Consider the following 13,227-nt stretch of genomic DNA (forward strand, 5'->3'; position numbering starts at 1 on the left):
CCTTCGACCGCGGGCCCTCGCGAACAGCCTTGTCGCCACGCTTCTGGATCAAACAGTTCCGCAGACTAACCACACTGCACGGCAAGCGGGTTCGCAAGAACTGCGAGGCGTCCCCACACACGCCCGGTTTGCCACTTAACCGCGGTTAACTCCGGTACCGAACTTGACTGTAAAGGGGTCGTCGAATCACCTTCTGTGCAACGGTCGTGCTGTGGACGAACAAGACGACACAGAACTCAAAGAACTCGGCGCGTTGCTTCGAGAACGAAACGCTCTTGACGCCCGCATCGGCCGCCTGCTGGACCGCCCGGTGAACACCGGAAGCATTGGCGAATGGATCGCAGCACGGATCTTCGAAATCGAGCTGGAAACCGCCGCGAACACCGCCGGTTACGACGGACGCTTTACCACGGGTGAGCTTGCCGGTCGAACGGTCAACGTCAAAGCGTATACGAAACACGAAAGCGTTCTGGACATCAATCCGAGTGCTCCACTGGACTATTACCTCGTTCTCACCGGTGCACCATCAGCCCTCGCGTCGTCGCGGGGTACCTTGCGCCCGTTCTGTATTCAGACCGTATTCCTACTGGACGCGCACCGATTGCATGCCGAGCTGAAGGACCGAGGCGTGAAGATCGGCATAGCGACGAGCGTGCTTAAGACTCAGTGGGAGGCAGCCGAAGTGTTTCCGCGTTCCACCAATCCACTCCTTGTTCTCACAGAGGCGCAACGTCGTCAGCTTGAGATATTCGCCTGCGACTGAAGTCCGAGTTCTAGCTGGAACCGCTTCAAAAACGTGTTCATTAGCTAGGAGACCGTCCACTGCCGTCATCAAAAGGTATCGAGTAACCGCCAAAATCTTGCGCAGCAGGGATACCCAACGCAACGTCGTCGCCCGCGTTCTGGCCAACGAAAGCCGCTGCCAACGCGCTGAGCCCTAGCCGTCCGCGACGTCGGCGCGTTGCTCGCCGGAGTAACCGTCCATGACGGCGTCAGGGTTCTCGATCCTGGCGGCGCGGTGCCGGCTGATGTTGGCCGATGTCATGGCCATGACGTCGCGGGCTTTCCCCCTGCCGAAGGTCACCGACTTGTCGTGCTGCACTCCGAGGCGGACCCCGACTTCGACGGCGTCCTGGTCGGCGCCCATGTAGAGAAACTCCCAGCCGTTTTTGGTCTGCTGCTGGACGAGACTCTTGACGGCCGGGTGCGTCCACTCTTGACTCGAATTCTCATAGCCGTCGGTCATGATCGCGACAATCACCGTGCCCGGGCGCTCGGCCTCCGGCGCCGCGTCAAGCTGTGCCGCCGTATCGGTGATCAGCTTGCCCATCGCGTCCAGCAGCGCCGTGCCACCGCGCGGCTGCAGGTTCAGCGCAGGAACCTCCCCGACCGGGATCTGGTGATAGACGACCTCGTACTGGGTATCAAACTGGGCCAGCGTCGCGGCGCACTCACCGGGCGCCTGGCGTTGTTCATCGATGAACGCGGCGAATCCACCTTCGACGTCAGACTTGATGGACTGCATCGACCCCGAACGGTCGAGCAGAAACACGAGCAGGGTGCGATCGGAGTTCGACATGGTTTGGCCCTTTCGGTCAGGCGGTAGGTCGGCGGCGTTTGAACTGCATGGGCTTGGCGTCGGGCGGCGGCGCGGGCGGTGGTGCGATCCCGGTCTCCTTGTCGTACCGGGCGCGCGTCACACCTTTGGCGTTGACCCGACCGTCGGCGGCGTAGCCACCCAGCTTCGCCGTGGTGGCCAGGCGCGGGCCAATCGCGTTCTCGGTCAGCCCAACCTTCTCCGCCGCTGCGCGAAGCGACAGCTCCGCGTCGACGACGGCGTCGGCCAGTGTCTCGTCGATCAGCCCGCCAACGTCGTCGAGCACCGCGCGAAGGTGCGTGAGTGCCGTTGCCGGGTCAGCCTTTTCGGCCCTGGCAAGCTCGGATCGGATGCGTGTGTAGCGATTGGACACACCGCACCATACCGCAGAAACTGCGGATACGCAATACATGCGGGTTCGCACGATATGCGGCCCGCTTGTCGGTGGGGCGAGGTATCTTGCCGGCCATGACCAACACGAGTCCCGCCTGCGGCCGATGCGGATCGACCGCGCTGCACCACCAGGTCCACGGCATGCCCACCCCAGAGTTGTTCGACGAGGCAGCGCACCGCGCGGATCTCGCCCTGGCCGGGTGCTGCGTGATGGAGGGCGACTGGACCACTGAATGCGTGACGTGCGGTCAACGCGAAACCATTGGCTCCTACAACGATTCGTCATGGACAACGGCGCCACGCCCGGATACCGCAGGCCTCATCACCGCGTACGCGGCATTGACGCGGCAGACGCTGGACACGGCGCAGACACCGGCCATTTCCTACCTTGGGTTGTGGCTGTTGCTCGCCCGCTTCGCGCCGATCGCCGCCGGTGCACACCGCGCCCGACTGTCCGAGGTGCTCGGCGTGCCCTGCGAGGACGCCGCCGCGCTGGCGGCCGGCCTGCTCGACTCGCCGCACCCGACCATCGCTGCGGCGCTCGGAGCGTGGTCGCGCGTCTCGCTGACGGCGACGCTGCCCGTCGCACTCGACGAGCTGCCCGACCAGGCCGCACTGGACCGCTGGGCCGTCGAGCACACCCGCGGCCTCATCGAGCGGTTCCCGGTACAGATCGACCCGTTGACCCAGCTCGTCCTGGCTACCGCGCTGGTCATGCAGCCGCGGTGGACCACGGAACTGGGCACCGACGAGAACGGGATGCTCGTCCTCGACGATGGGCTGCAGACGATCGTCGACACCAGTGCCGCAGGACTAGTCGCCGTCGCCAAGCCGTTCAGCGAGGATGGCATCGACGTGGTCAGTGTCATTGCTGCACCGGATGTTTCGCCGACCGATGTGTGGCGATCTGTCGACGAGGTCGTCTCCAAGCTCAACGAGGGTGCACTGTGGCACGGGGAAGCGCCCGGCAGGAATCCGGCCGACGGCCATGCTTGGACCGTCCGCGAAACAACCGAGACGTTCACCGACTGGGACGCACCTGGCGGCGGCGACTATCTCTGGCGCAGTCATCTGCCGCGTTGGGACGCCGCCGTGGACAGCACACTCATCGCCGCGCCCGGGGTGGCAGAACTCGCCGCATCACTGAGAGAGGCCGCACCAGAACTCAAGGGCCCGACTGAGTGCGTGCAGGCGGCCACGGCCGCCTACGACGAGAACGGGTTCGAGGCCGCCGCCGTCACCGCTATGGCAATGGCGATGGGGGCCCCGCAGTTCGTCGAACGCACCATCCACCGCGTCGAGATCACCTTCGACCGCCCGCACGCCGTCGTCGCAGTCGCCCGCGGCGGTGCCTGGGAGGGCGTGCCGCTGTTCCACTGCTGGGTCACGCCTTAAGGCAGTGCCGGCGAGGCGCCTAGAACGCACGAATTCAACTGCGGTGCAGATGGCTTCGCACCGCTAACGCCGCTTCGGATTGATTACGGCTGGCCTGCCTCGCGGCGAGAATCCTTCGCGCGCAGCTCGGTTGCAACTTTTCGGCCTGCTTCAGTCAGGCCCAGCCATATGGAATAGTCCCACGATGCCGGATCGTCATAGTGGCTGACGAAGCGTTCATGTAGGCGGTTCATGGCCACGTCGATCGGTTCCCACGCGGGAAATGTCTCTTCCGGTCCGGGTAACTCGCCGATCTGCATCAGGCCGTCCTCGAGTAATGAGCGGATGGTCCTGACGGTTAGTTCCGTGCGCGCTTCATCGCTCTCGGCGAGCTGGAAGTGCGAAATAATCTGCTGCGTCTCGGCGAGTGAGACCCAATCAGATAATCCGCTGGTCAGTAGCTCTGTGCGGAGCCGCCCGTCCTTTGTCATCGTTTAAGCCTCTGCGACATCGGGTTTGCCGTCGCCGAACACTGGCAGGTCGGGGCCACTCGCATCGGGCCTGGGAAGCTCGACCAGGTGAGGCCTTGCCATACGGAGTAGTCGCGCGAAGCTGGCTCCTTTGTACCGGCCGACGAAGCGCTCAAGTCACTCCTCGACAGCCGGGAGAGGCCCTCGGTGCTGGCTCTCAATCCGACTTCTGGTGCCGTGGATGGGCGCGGAACTCCATGGACCGTTTGCGTCGCAGTGGCGAATGCCTTCCGATTTGATACGCGGCCAGGTACAACGCAGCGAACACGCCGACAGTCACGATCGCTGCGATGACGAACTGCACGCGTTGGCCACGGGCGATCCCGTAGCCCCAACTCGCGTCGCCGAATCCCATTGCGATAGAGAGAAATACGATGAAGACCAAGCCCATTGCGGCAACCCACCATTCACCTTTCCCGGAGGCAAATGCGTATATATTGCCGGTCGAGATGATCATCATCAGTATCAGTAACCACCACATCTTGGTGGCCGTGAGTAATCCGCTGTATGCGTCGGGAGCAGGGTCGCGGTCTTGGTCAGTCAAAGCTGAGCCAGGACGCTCCGCGGAGTTTTCGTCTGGGGCAGGTCGGCTGTCCTGCACCGTGAGTGCGTAAACCTTGCCACCGATCTTGATATACGGCGTGTATGCGTACGCCGCGGCAATCATGACACCCACGAAGAACAGGGCTATGCCAATCCCTTTTCGGGAATCCGGATAGAAGGCGAAATACGCCGCCACTGCCCCCAAACATGCACAGCCCCAATAGATGCGCCTTTGCAAGCTCCTGCTGTACTTGACGTACTGCTGCGCGAGGGCACCGACGGCGCACACGACGAGGATGACGAAGAATACGTTCGCCACCGTGCTATTTGCCCATCATCCAGTCCACGAACTTTTCTCCTCCTATGCCGCCGCCCAGCGCACCGAGGAAGCCGACAACAAGTGTGCCTTCCGGTCCGACCAATGAGCCCCACGCCGCACCTGCGAGCCAACCGCCGCCCATCGCCCCAAGCGTACGGCCGCCAAACTGCGCGCCCTCTTCGAATGCCGGTGCGCCATGCAGCACATCGTTGATCGTCAACAGCCCATCGACAACCGTGCCAGCCGTACCGAGTTTCGAGCCAAACCCTTTTAGCGCTTCCGCATCGGCGTTCGACCAGACCGGCGCATTACCCCAATGCCCTCCGCCAGGTAATGCTTCTGCGTGCGCTTTTGCGCCCTCACCAAGGTTGGTGGCCTGCGTTGCAAGACCTGCCGTCGCTTCCTTGATCACCTCACCGGGCGACGCGCCATTCTGGATTTCGTTGACGGCCTGTTGAGTTCCCTGTGCCGATACACCAGCTTGTTGCAATTGCGTCGCAAACTGGTGTAGGACCATCCCGCGGCCGTTGGCTTCCCACTGGTTCAGCAGCTGGGTGGCCTGGTCGGGTGTCAATGGCGGCTTGCCGGGCAAGGCGTAGGGCGACTCCAGCCGCTGCTGCATCTGCAGCCTTGCCTGAGCCCGGGTCCGCGCATCGCCGCCCATCACTGTGTCGGTCGGCAACGGCCCAGAGAACTGAGACATGCGGTAATCGTTGAGGCGTTCACCGGCATAACGGACTTCGTCGACACCGGCCGTCGGATTGTTGATCGTCGCGAAATCACGCAGACGACCTGCGGCGGCCTGCTTTTCCGGCGTCCACGGCCCCGGCGAGTGCACAAGCGATTCATCGGCTGCGCGCTGCGTCTCTCCGTACTTGCCGGCCTCGGCGTGAGCTTCTTCATTTGTCGATACGTCAGCTTCGCCATCGACGGCCGTTGTCGCCTCGGGTGTGTAGCCTTCGGCCGCCATCTCGCCTCGTGACGCATCGAGTTGTTTCGAATACGCGTCACGGATTGCATGAATCTCGTGCAGTCCTTGTGTTGTCGCGTCGATGGCGGCCTGCTTCAGATCAGACCAGTCGACGTCTTGACCGTTGGCAGCCGCCGTCGCGATCTCGCGGTCGATCTGGTCGTCGATCGCTTGGAGCCGGGTCTCTAGATTGCTGATCGAGATGCCTCCGCTGCGCTGTGCTTCAGCCAGTGACGCCGAAACGTTCTGCAGGTCCACGCCGACTCGGGTCATCTGCTGCCTGGTGAGATGCAGCGACTCGGTAGCCCTTCGAACTTCATCAGAATCGTTGATCGGATGATCGCCGCCGTCCTGACGGTCCCAAGCGGACGCGAAGCGCTGCCTGGCGGCGTTGAACTCCTCATCCGTCTCCTGCGCGCACACACCGGCCTCGTAAAACGCGGTCGCCAGCTCGCTGATCGCACCCGGCGAACCGCTTTGCATCGTCTTGTTTAGCTGCCAGGGATCACCGCCCGCGGCTCCAGTCAGCTCACCGATGTCGAGATGCCTGAGCAGGACTGACATTGGATGTCAGCTGACGTCGCGTCCGGCTGAACGCAGCGCCGAACCGCTTGTCTCGTCCTGCTTGGTGAACACGGCGGCAGCGGAGGTGGCCTTTTGGGCTAGTGAGTCGAAGTCCGCGCGATGGCCCTGCAAAGTGGTGACGTGGTGATCGTGCGCTTGGGATAAGGCGTGGTGAAACGCGTGGGCAGTTTCAAAATCGCCGAAAATGCCTGCTGACGGCTGCGTCGACGCGAGCCTGTCGGCCCCGCGTTGGGCGATAGCGCCCGCACTCTGTGAAAAATCTGCTCCCATACGCAGCAAATCGGTATCGACGAACATCAGACCCCTTGAATCGTTGATGACAATTATATGGAGGGTCGTCGGTCGCACGACGCACGAACTTGGGCCGTCGTCGCCGAGGAGATATGGACCGGCTCGAAACGCCTGCATTCATGGTGACGCCGTACCGTCAGGCTGCGCGTCGATCCATCAACCGCGTCGGCTCACTGCCGGGGACCGCGACGTCCTGCGTGCGGCTCAGAAGGTTCGCACCGTTAATCACAACTGTCGTATATTCGCTGAAAGGTTCAATGAAGCGAACTCCTGAGATTTCGGAATTCGCGTATAAGCCCCCCGAAACCGCTTGGTGGACTGCGGCTGACACCCGGTCTGACTTGTCAGTCGCTCCCGATACCTTCGGATCGACTCAGAGATGCCGCCGCGACGGTGCGGCGGGAAATCTCGTGTGCCGAGGGGGGCTTGCCATGATTCGACGCGACAATGTCACCGCAACAGCGGTTGTGTTGCTTGGCGACGACGAAACCGTCCGTCGCTGTGAGCAACTGGCGGCCCGCGCGGCGCTACGCTCGGCGACCGTCACCGCAATGTTCGCGTTCACCCATGGGGAGCCCGCTTCGCACGACGATTTGGCAGATGTCGATGCGGTCGTGGCGGCGATGGCCCGCGCCATCTCGGTCCGGCTGCCGATCTGGATGCCTAGTGCGCTAGCGGATCTGGGGCGCGAGCAGCACTACCGTCGGCTGACTCTGGTACTGCATCGACACGGCCTCGACCTGCTGGTGGGCGACGATCTGTGGCCCGTCCCTGACGTCGGCGGCATGAACGAAATCGACCATGCGCTGCGGCGTGAGGTGCAGGCCGTCGACGTACTCGACCACGCTGCCTTGGCCGCCGCCGGCATAGAAAGTCTCGAGAGAGTGGTCGAACAGGCGGCGCATGCTGCGCCGGCGGCTCCACACGAAAGTGATTGGCCACCAAGGCTTCCTCAGCCAGCCACACCGTGGTCGGAGCATTGTCCGGCGATCACGAGTTATGTGCGCTGGCTGGTCGAGGGCTGTGGGGTGACCCGCGCAGCGGCCGCGCGGGTGCTGAACTCGTCGGGTCAACGCACCCCCGACGGCCGGGCATGGCAATCGAGAAACGTCTCGGCGTTGCTCGACGGCTATTACGACCGCGAAGCAGCTGCATGACCTACCGATCGGCGCCACTGACCGCGGTCCGGAGGCCGATGTGCTACAACAATGCTACAGTCGTAGCATGTCTACGGTCGCGTCCCGCGAATTGCGAAACGACACGGCAGGCGTGCTTCGTCGGGTTCAAGCGGGCGAAGAGGTGACGGTCACGGTGAATGGGCGAGCCGTCGCGGTGATCACCGCTGTGGCGCCGAAGCGTCGGCGGTGGATATCGAAGGCAGAGTTGATCAATCGGCTCGAGACCAGCCAGGCGGACCCCGGTTTGCGTGACGACCTCGCGGAGCTCGCCGGCGAAACCACCGACGAACTCGACGACTTGTGACGACCGATCGAGCGGCGGCCGGCATCCTCGACACGTCGATCTTCATCGCCAACGAGAGTGGGCGCCAACTGGAGGCGACGCTGATTCCGGAGGAAGTAGCCACGACTGTGGTGACCCTCGCCGAACTGAACGCGGGTGTGCTCGCGGCGCAGACCTCCGAGATCCGGGCGCGTCGACTTCGCACGTTGGATGCAGTCGCTGATATGACCGCCTTACCGGTCGACGAAGACGCGGCTCAACTCTGGGCACTGCTCCGCGTCCACCTGGCCGAGGCCGGGCGACGGGTCCGAGTCAATGACCTATGGATCGCTGCAATCGCAGCCGCCAAGCAGCTGCCCGTCGTCACGCAGGATGCGGACTTCGATGTATTAGAGGGTGTCGCGGGTCTCGCGATAATCCACGTCTGACACGAGCATCGTCATCCTTTGTCTAGCCCACAGCGAGTGTGCCGCCGGCGGCACCGGTGTCCACCGTCATCCGCAGCCGCACGCTGTCCACGCCCGCGGCTGCGCCGGGGCAGAGGTCGTCGCTTGTTATCTCCGGCCACTGCGATGGGCTCGCGGCCACACCGCCGCCGCGGTAATCGCCACGACCAAAGCGGCCACAGCCGCCGTCACCGCCAACGCTGTACTGCCCCGCCCCGCGGCGCCGACCGCGATCGCCACCAGCGCCCACAACGCGCCCGCCACATACCCGGGAGTGCCGCGCAACATCGTCGTCATCCCCAAAGCGAACATTGCGGCCACGACCAACACCACGAACTGCCATCCCGTCGACGACGCCGAGACGCCCGAACTGATCAACGCCGCAGCCACATTCGCGAACACCGCGATGCTGCTCCACCCCAGATACAAGCCGAACGTCACCGTCGCCAACACCGCCAGCCACCCCGGACACGTCATGTCGTGCCGCCGTCGCACCAGCAGTCGCATGACGTGAATCAGCGCCGACACCATCACCGCGAACACCACTACGCTCAGCCACAGCCAGTCCTGGGCGGCCACCACCAGCCACACGCTGAACCCGGCGAACACCACGCTCGCGTCGATGAGCAGGCTCGTCTCCCACCACGCGCCCAACCCGTAACGCAGCACCGACACCGCCGTCACTGCGCTCAGTGCCGTGATCAATCCCCACAGACTGAAGGCGTACCCGGCCGGCGTGATCAGCGCCTCGTTCGTCGCGCCCGACTCGAGAAAGTTCCCCGCGACCGCGTCCGCGACGAACGGCGCGGCCAACTGGCTCAGCGCCAACACGGTGGCGATCCACCGCCACGCCCTAACTGCCCTCGGCGCTGCGCGCGTCGTCGTGGTCTCCACACCAAGTGATTCGGAGCAGCGCCGCCGCCGGATTGGCCGCCGCCCCCGACCCCTGTCTTCCGAGAAGTCGATAAGTTTGCAAACGTGACTGTCACACCGGCGGGTCTGACCGGAACCGAACGCGCCGTACTTCTGGTCTTGATGGCCGAGGCGCGGCCCGTTCCCAACCCTGACCTGGTAGCTCTCGGGCCCAAACTCGACAAACCTGGACGCGACAAACTCAACGCCCTCGGTCTGATCGAGTCGGATCGCAGCACCGGCCGCTTCGTCCACGAGCTCACCGACCGCGGCTGGCGGTTGTGCCACGACATCCTGGCTGCCGGCCCGCCGCCGCGATCGACCGGTCCCGCGAAGACGCTCTACACCGTGCTCGGCTCCCTCAACCGCTACCTGCGCCGCGCCGACCTCAGCCTGGCCGACGTCTTCGGCTCCGACGGCCAAGCTCCCGCGACCGCCGAGGAGCGCATCCGTCGTGCCTATGCCGACCTCGCCCCGCGGCCAGGCGGCTGGGTCAGCCTCACCCAGCTTCGTACCGAGCTCGCCGACACGCCGCGCGCCGAAGTCGACGCTGCCCTCCACAGCCTATTTCGGGCGCCTGACGTGAGCCTGATCCCCGAGGAGAACCAGAAAGTCCTCACCGCCGCGGATCGAGGCGCCGCCGTCGTCATCGGCGACGAGAGCAAGCACCTCATCGCGATCGGGCCGTGATGCAGGAAGCACAACGTGAAGCGCTCGCGTCGCTTCGGCTGACGTGGGCCCCAACCGCCGACGACCTCTGGCGACCGCAGGCCGCCACCCACGTCGCCGGCCTCAACGAGTTCGCCGTCGACGACGTCATGGACGCGTTCGGCGACGCCACCCGTGACCCCATGTCCTCGCCGCTCGGCGTCGTCGTGCAGGGTCGCGCGGGGTCCGGCAAGACACACCTGCTCGGACAGGTTCGCGAACGCATCCAAGCCGCAGGCGGCTACTTCTTGCTCGTGGAACTGCTTGACGCAGCGACCTTTTGGGAGTCGGTGCGCAACGGCATCGTCGACAGCCTCGGCCGTCCCGGCGCCACGCGCGAGACGCAACTCAAGGACCTGCTCTGGGAACTGTCGTCGATCGCGCACGTGTCCCGCGCCGACCGCCGCGCCATCATCGGCGACGACGACCTCGAACCCGAGACGCTTGACCGCTTCATCAACGCCCTCGCCAAAGCACACCGCGACCCCGTTCGGGACTGCCATCAGACCTTGCGCGCGCTCGTACTCCTCGGTGCGACAGACCTCGTCGCGCACGACGTCGGCGAGGCCTACCTGCAGGCCAGCGACGAATTCGGTGACGACGAGCGCGCGCAATGGCGCCTGCGCACCTCACCCGCCTCGGCCCAGCAGTGCGTTCAAGAGATCTCTCGGCTCGTCGCCCTCGCCGGCCCGGCGGTGTTGGCGCTGGACCAGATCGACACGCTCTTGGCGCAATCCTTGACGCGCACCGACGACGCCCGCACCGACGGCGACGACGTCCTGCATCAAGTCGCCGACGGACTGATGGCTGTCCGCCAGAAGATGCGGCGCACTGTCGCTGTGGTCGCCTGCCTGCCGGCGGTATGGGAAGGCATTCGGAGCCGTGCGACCGCGACGGTGGCTGACCGGTTTCGGGTCACCGCACCGCTGAAACCGCTGCCCACACCGGACATCGGCCGCGCCATCCTCGAACGCCGCTTCGTCGCAAGCTACGCCGAGACGGGGTTCCGGCCGCCGTACCCCAGCTGGCCCATCCTGCCCGCAGCCTTCACCGAAGCTCCCGACTACACACCGCGCCAACTGTTGATGCGCGCCGACACTCATGTCCGAGAGTGCCTCAAGCACAACAAGATCGTCGAACTCGACCACCTCCATGCCGACCAGAAGCCGATCTGGGAGTCCGACGACGAGACTGAAGAGAATGTCTCTTCCGAACTCGATCGACGGTTCGCAGAGTACCGGCGGCGCGCAGTACCGTCCGCCGCGTTGGACCACGAAGGCGAAGACACCACCATGCCGGAGCTGCTGGGCGCTGCGCTCACGGCCTGGGTCGCTGAACGCGACGGAGATCAGACCTTCGCTCTCGATCCGCCGCCCGGCCGCCACGTCGCCCTGCATGCGCGCCTGCGTCAGAGCCTCGACCGCGCCACCGAGGACGAACGGCATTGGGCGTTTCGCGCCGTCGCCGCAACCAACGCCGTCGCCGCCCAGAATCGAATCAAGAAGGCTTGGAGCTCAACGGGACTCGGCATGGGCTCCGACCGGCGACAGCTGTTCCTGCTGCGCAACTCGCCGTGGCCCGCCGGCCCGAAGACGGCGCAACTGGTCGACGACTTCCATCGCGCCGGTGGCCGCACGCTTGCGATCTCCGACGACGACGTTCGGACCATGGTCGCGCTTCGTGACCTGATCGCCGACGACCCCGCGGACCTCGCAAGTTGGTTACGCGTCCGGCGGCCCGCCCACGGGCTGGTCATGCTGCAGGATGCGCTCGGCTTCGAACCCGATGACGGTGTGGTTCCGCCGAAGGATGAAGAAGAGCCGGTTGTTGTCGAGGTCGAGTATGAAGTGCCGGATTCTGCGATACCGCTGGGCGTCGATAGTCGAAGTGACACAACAGTTTCCGTTGACCTAGTCGCGCTGCGCAAGCACGTCGCGATATTCGCCGGTACCGGGTCGGGCAAGACGGTGTTGCTTCGCCGTCTGATCGAAGAGTGTGCGCTACAGGGCGTGTCGTCGATCGTGCTCGATCCCAACAACGACTTGGCCCGGCTTGGCACCAGGTGGCCGCAACGGTCGGACGGCTGGCGGAAGTCTGACGATCGTCGTGCCGCCGAGTACCTGGAGAACACTGAAGTCGTGATCTGGACGCCGCGGAAGGCGGCGGGACGTCCTCTGGTGTTTCAGCCGTTGCCCGACTTCCCGAGTGTTGTCGACGACGATGACGAATTCACCGAAGCCGTCGAGTCGGCCGCCGCAGCGCTCGAGCCGCGGGCGTCGATATCGGGTCAGACGCAGAAGGCGAATCGCGAGCGGGCTGTGCTGCGAAATGCGTTGGAGCTGTATGGCCGAAAGCCGGATCCCTCGCTCGGCGGGTTCGTGGACATGCTCAGCGATTTACCCGACGACGCAAGCGATTTGGCCGGTGCGCACAAGATCGCGGCGAATTTGGCGGAGAACCTGCGCGCGGCGATGGTCAACGACAAGATGTTCGGCGGGGCGGGCACGGCGCTGGATCCTGGTGTACTGCTGACGCCGTCGTCCGGGCGCCGCGCTCGGGTGTCGGTGATCAGCATGATCGGACTGTCCTCCGACGAACAACGGCAGAGCTTCGTCAACCAGTTGCAGATGGCGCTGTTCGCCTGGATCAAGCGGAACCCTGCTGACGACCGTCCGCTGCGCGGGTTGTTGGTGATGGACGAAGCCCAAACACTAGCGCCATCAAGAGGATTCACGGCGTGTACTCGTAGCACGCTGGCGTTGTCATCGCAGGCGCGCAAGTACGGCCTGGGGTTGGTCTTCGCGACGCAGGCGCCCAAGGGTCTGCACAACCAGATACCCGGCAATGCGGTCACGCAGTTCTACGGCCTGCTCAGCGCCCCTGCCCAGATCGCGTCTGCCCAGGAGATGGCACGGGCGAAGGGCGGACTCATGCCCGACATCAGCAGACTGCGCACCGGCGACTTCTATGTCGCGATCGAAGGAGAGGCGTTCCGCCGCATGGTCGCGCCGTGGTGCCTGTCCTACCACCCACCGAATCCGCTGTCGCCCGAAGAAGTGGTGGCGCTGGCGAAAGGGTAACGTCGCGTCGTTGACCGC

Annotated in this window: 14 protein-coding genes; 7 read left to right on the plus strand and 7 right to left on the minus strand. The window is 64.6% G+C overall.

All coding sequences use genetic code 11. The features are described from left to right. Positions 1-211 precede the first annotated feature (211 nt). Positions 212-763, plus strand: a complete 552-nt coding sequence (locus C1A30_RS09420; RefSeq protein WP_101948002.1) for a hypothetical protein — start codon at positions 212-214, stop codon at positions 761-763. A 174-nt stretch (positions 764-937) separates the two neighbouring features. Here the strand turns inward: C1A30_RS09420 and C1A30_RS09425 are convergent, their stop codons facing one another. Further along, positions 938-1,579: a vWA domain-containing protein gene (locus tag C1A30_RS09425; protein WP_101948003.1), complete on the minus strand. Its 642-nt coding sequence runs from the start codon at positions 1,577-1,579 to the stop codon at positions 938-940. Positions 1,580-1,595: 16 nt separating this feature from the next. Next, positions 1,596-1,970, minus strand: a complete 375-nt coding sequence (locus C1A30_RS09430; RefSeq protein ID WP_101948004.1) for a hypothetical protein — start codon at positions 1,968-1,970, stop codon at positions 1,596-1,598. A gap of 95 nt (positions 1,971-2,065) precedes the next feature. Here C1A30_RS09430 and C1A30_RS09435 point away from each other — a divergent pair, with 95 nt between their 5' ends. After that, a complete protein-coding gene (locus C1A30_RS09435) occupies positions 2,066-3,385 on the plus strand; it encodes a hypothetical protein (protein ID WP_101948005.1) in 1,320 nt (439 codons plus the stop codon). Between the two features lie 83 nt (positions 3,386-3,468). Here the strand turns inward: C1A30_RS09435 and C1A30_RS09440 are convergent, their stop codons facing one another. The 4 genes from C1A30_RS09440 to C1A30_RS09455 form a co-directional block, all read right to left on the minus strand. Next, the gene (locus C1A30_RS09440; protein ID WP_101948006.1) at positions 3,469-3,855 is read right to left on the minus strand and encodes a hypothetical protein; all 387 of its coding nucleotides are present in this window, start codon (positions 3,853-3,855) and stop codon (positions 3,469-3,471) included. A gap of 196 nt (positions 3,856-4,051) precedes the next feature. Continuing rightward, positions 4,052-4,756, minus strand: coding sequence for a hypothetical protein (locus C1A30_RS09445; RefSeq protein WP_235009789.1), 705 nt, complete (start codon positions 4,754-4,756; stop codon positions 4,052-4,054). A gap of 4 nt (positions 4,757-4,760) precedes the next feature. Continuing rightward, positions 4,761-6,290 carry a hypothetical protein gene (locus C1A30_RS09450; RefSeq protein WP_101948007.1) on the minus strand — a complete coding sequence of 510 codons (1,530 nt, stop codon included), beginning with the start codon at positions 6,288-6,290 and terminating at the stop codon, positions 4,761-4,763. A 6-nt stretch (positions 6,291-6,296) separates the two neighbouring features. Then, complete coding sequence (locus C1A30_RS09455; protein ID WP_160112719.1) at positions 6,297-6,608, minus strand: DUF2563 family protein; 312 nt, start codon at positions 6,606-6,608, stop codon at positions 6,297-6,299. Positions 6,609-7,033: 425 nt separating this feature from the next. On the opposite strand from C1A30_RS09455, the gene C1A30_RS09460 reads away from it, so the two are divergent. The 3 genes from C1A30_RS09460 (at position 7,034) to C1A30_RS09470 (ending at position 8,491) form a co-directional block, all read left to right on the plus strand. Next, complete coding sequence (locus C1A30_RS09460; protein ID WP_142392576.1) at positions 7,034-7,759, plus strand: hypothetical protein; 726 nt, start codon at positions 7,034-7,036, stop codon at positions 7,757-7,759. Positions 7,760-7,826: 67 nt separating this feature from the next. Continuing rightward, positions 7,827-8,084, plus strand: coding sequence for a type II toxin-antitoxin system Phd/YefM family antitoxin (locus C1A30_RS09465; protein WP_101948010.1), 258 nt, complete (start codon positions 7,827-7,829; stop codon positions 8,082-8,084). Then, a complete protein-coding gene (locus tag C1A30_RS09470) occupies positions 8,081-8,491 on the plus strand; it encodes a type II toxin-antitoxin system VapC family toxin (protein WP_101948011.1) in 411 nt (136 codons plus the stop codon). The genes C1A30_RS09465 and C1A30_RS09470 overlap by 4 nt, the downstream gene beginning before the upstream one ends. A 126-nt stretch (positions 8,492-8,617) precedes the next feature. On the opposite strand, the gene C1A30_RS09475 is transcribed toward C1A30_RS09470, so the two are convergent. Then, the gene (locus C1A30_RS09475) at positions 8,618-9,403 is read right to left on the minus strand and encodes a hypothetical protein (RefSeq protein WP_101948012.1); all 786 of its coding nucleotides are present in this window, start codon (positions 9,401-9,403) and stop codon (positions 8,618-8,620) included. 84 nt (positions 9,404-9,487) lie between these two features. Between C1A30_RS09475 and C1A30_RS09480 the strand changes: the two genes are divergently transcribed. Together C1A30_RS09480 and C1A30_RS09485 are read left to right on the plus strand one after the other, a co-directional pair. Next, a complete protein-coding gene (locus C1A30_RS09480; RefSeq protein WP_101948013.1) occupies positions 9,488-10,111 on the plus strand; it encodes a hypothetical protein in 624 nt (207 codons plus the stop codon). Beyond that, on the plus strand, positions 10,111-13,209 hold the full coding sequence (locus tag C1A30_RS09485) for a helicase HerA domain-containing protein (RefSeq protein ID WP_101950086.1): 3,099 nt from the start codon (positions 10,111-10,113) through the stop codon (positions 13,207-13,209). Before C1A30_RS09480 ends, C1A30_RS09485 begins: the two co-directional genes overlap by 1 nt. Positions 13,210-13,227: the final 18 nt, after the last annotated feature.

The organism is Mycobacterium sp. 3519A, from assembly GCF_900240945.1.
In the GTDB taxonomy this organism is placed as follows: domain Bacteria; phylum Actinomycetota; class Actinomycetes; order Mycobacteriales; family Mycobacteriaceae; genus Mycobacterium.

Bases quoted from the DNA above. Each gene is read 5' to 3' on its own strand.
- C1A30_RS09425 (WP_101948003.1), bottom strand. From the start codon at position 1,579: ATGTCGAACTCCGATCGCACCCTGCTCGTGTTTCTGCTCGACCGTTCG.
- C1A30_RS09435 (WP_101948005.1), top strand. From the start codon at position 2,066: ATGACCAACACGAGTCCCGCCTGCGGCCGATGCGGATCGACCGCGCTG.
- C1A30_RS09440 (WP_101948006.1), bottom strand. From the start codon at position 3,855: ATGACAAAGGACGGGCGGCTCCGCACAGAGCTACTGACCAGCGGATTA.
- C1A30_RS09450 (WP_101948007.1), bottom strand. From the start codon at position 6,290: ATGTCAGTCCTGCTCAGGCATCTCGACATCGGTGAGCTGACTGGAGCC.
- C1A30_RS09455 (WP_160112719.1), bottom strand. From the start codon at position 6,608: ATGTTCGTCGATACCGATTTGCTGCGTATGGGAGCAGATTTTTCACAG.
- C1A30_RS09460 (WP_142392576.1), top strand. From the start codon at position 7,034: ATGATTCGACGCGACAATGTCACCGCAACAGCGGTTGTGTTGCTTGGC.
- C1A30_RS09465 (WP_101948010.1), top strand. From the start codon at position 7,827: ATGTCTACGGTCGCGTCCCGCGAATTGCGAAACGACACGGCAGGCGTG.
- C1A30_RS09485 (WP_101950086.1), top strand. From the start codon at position 10,111: ATGCAGGAAGCACAACGTGAAGCGCTCGCGTCGCTTCGGCTGACGTGG.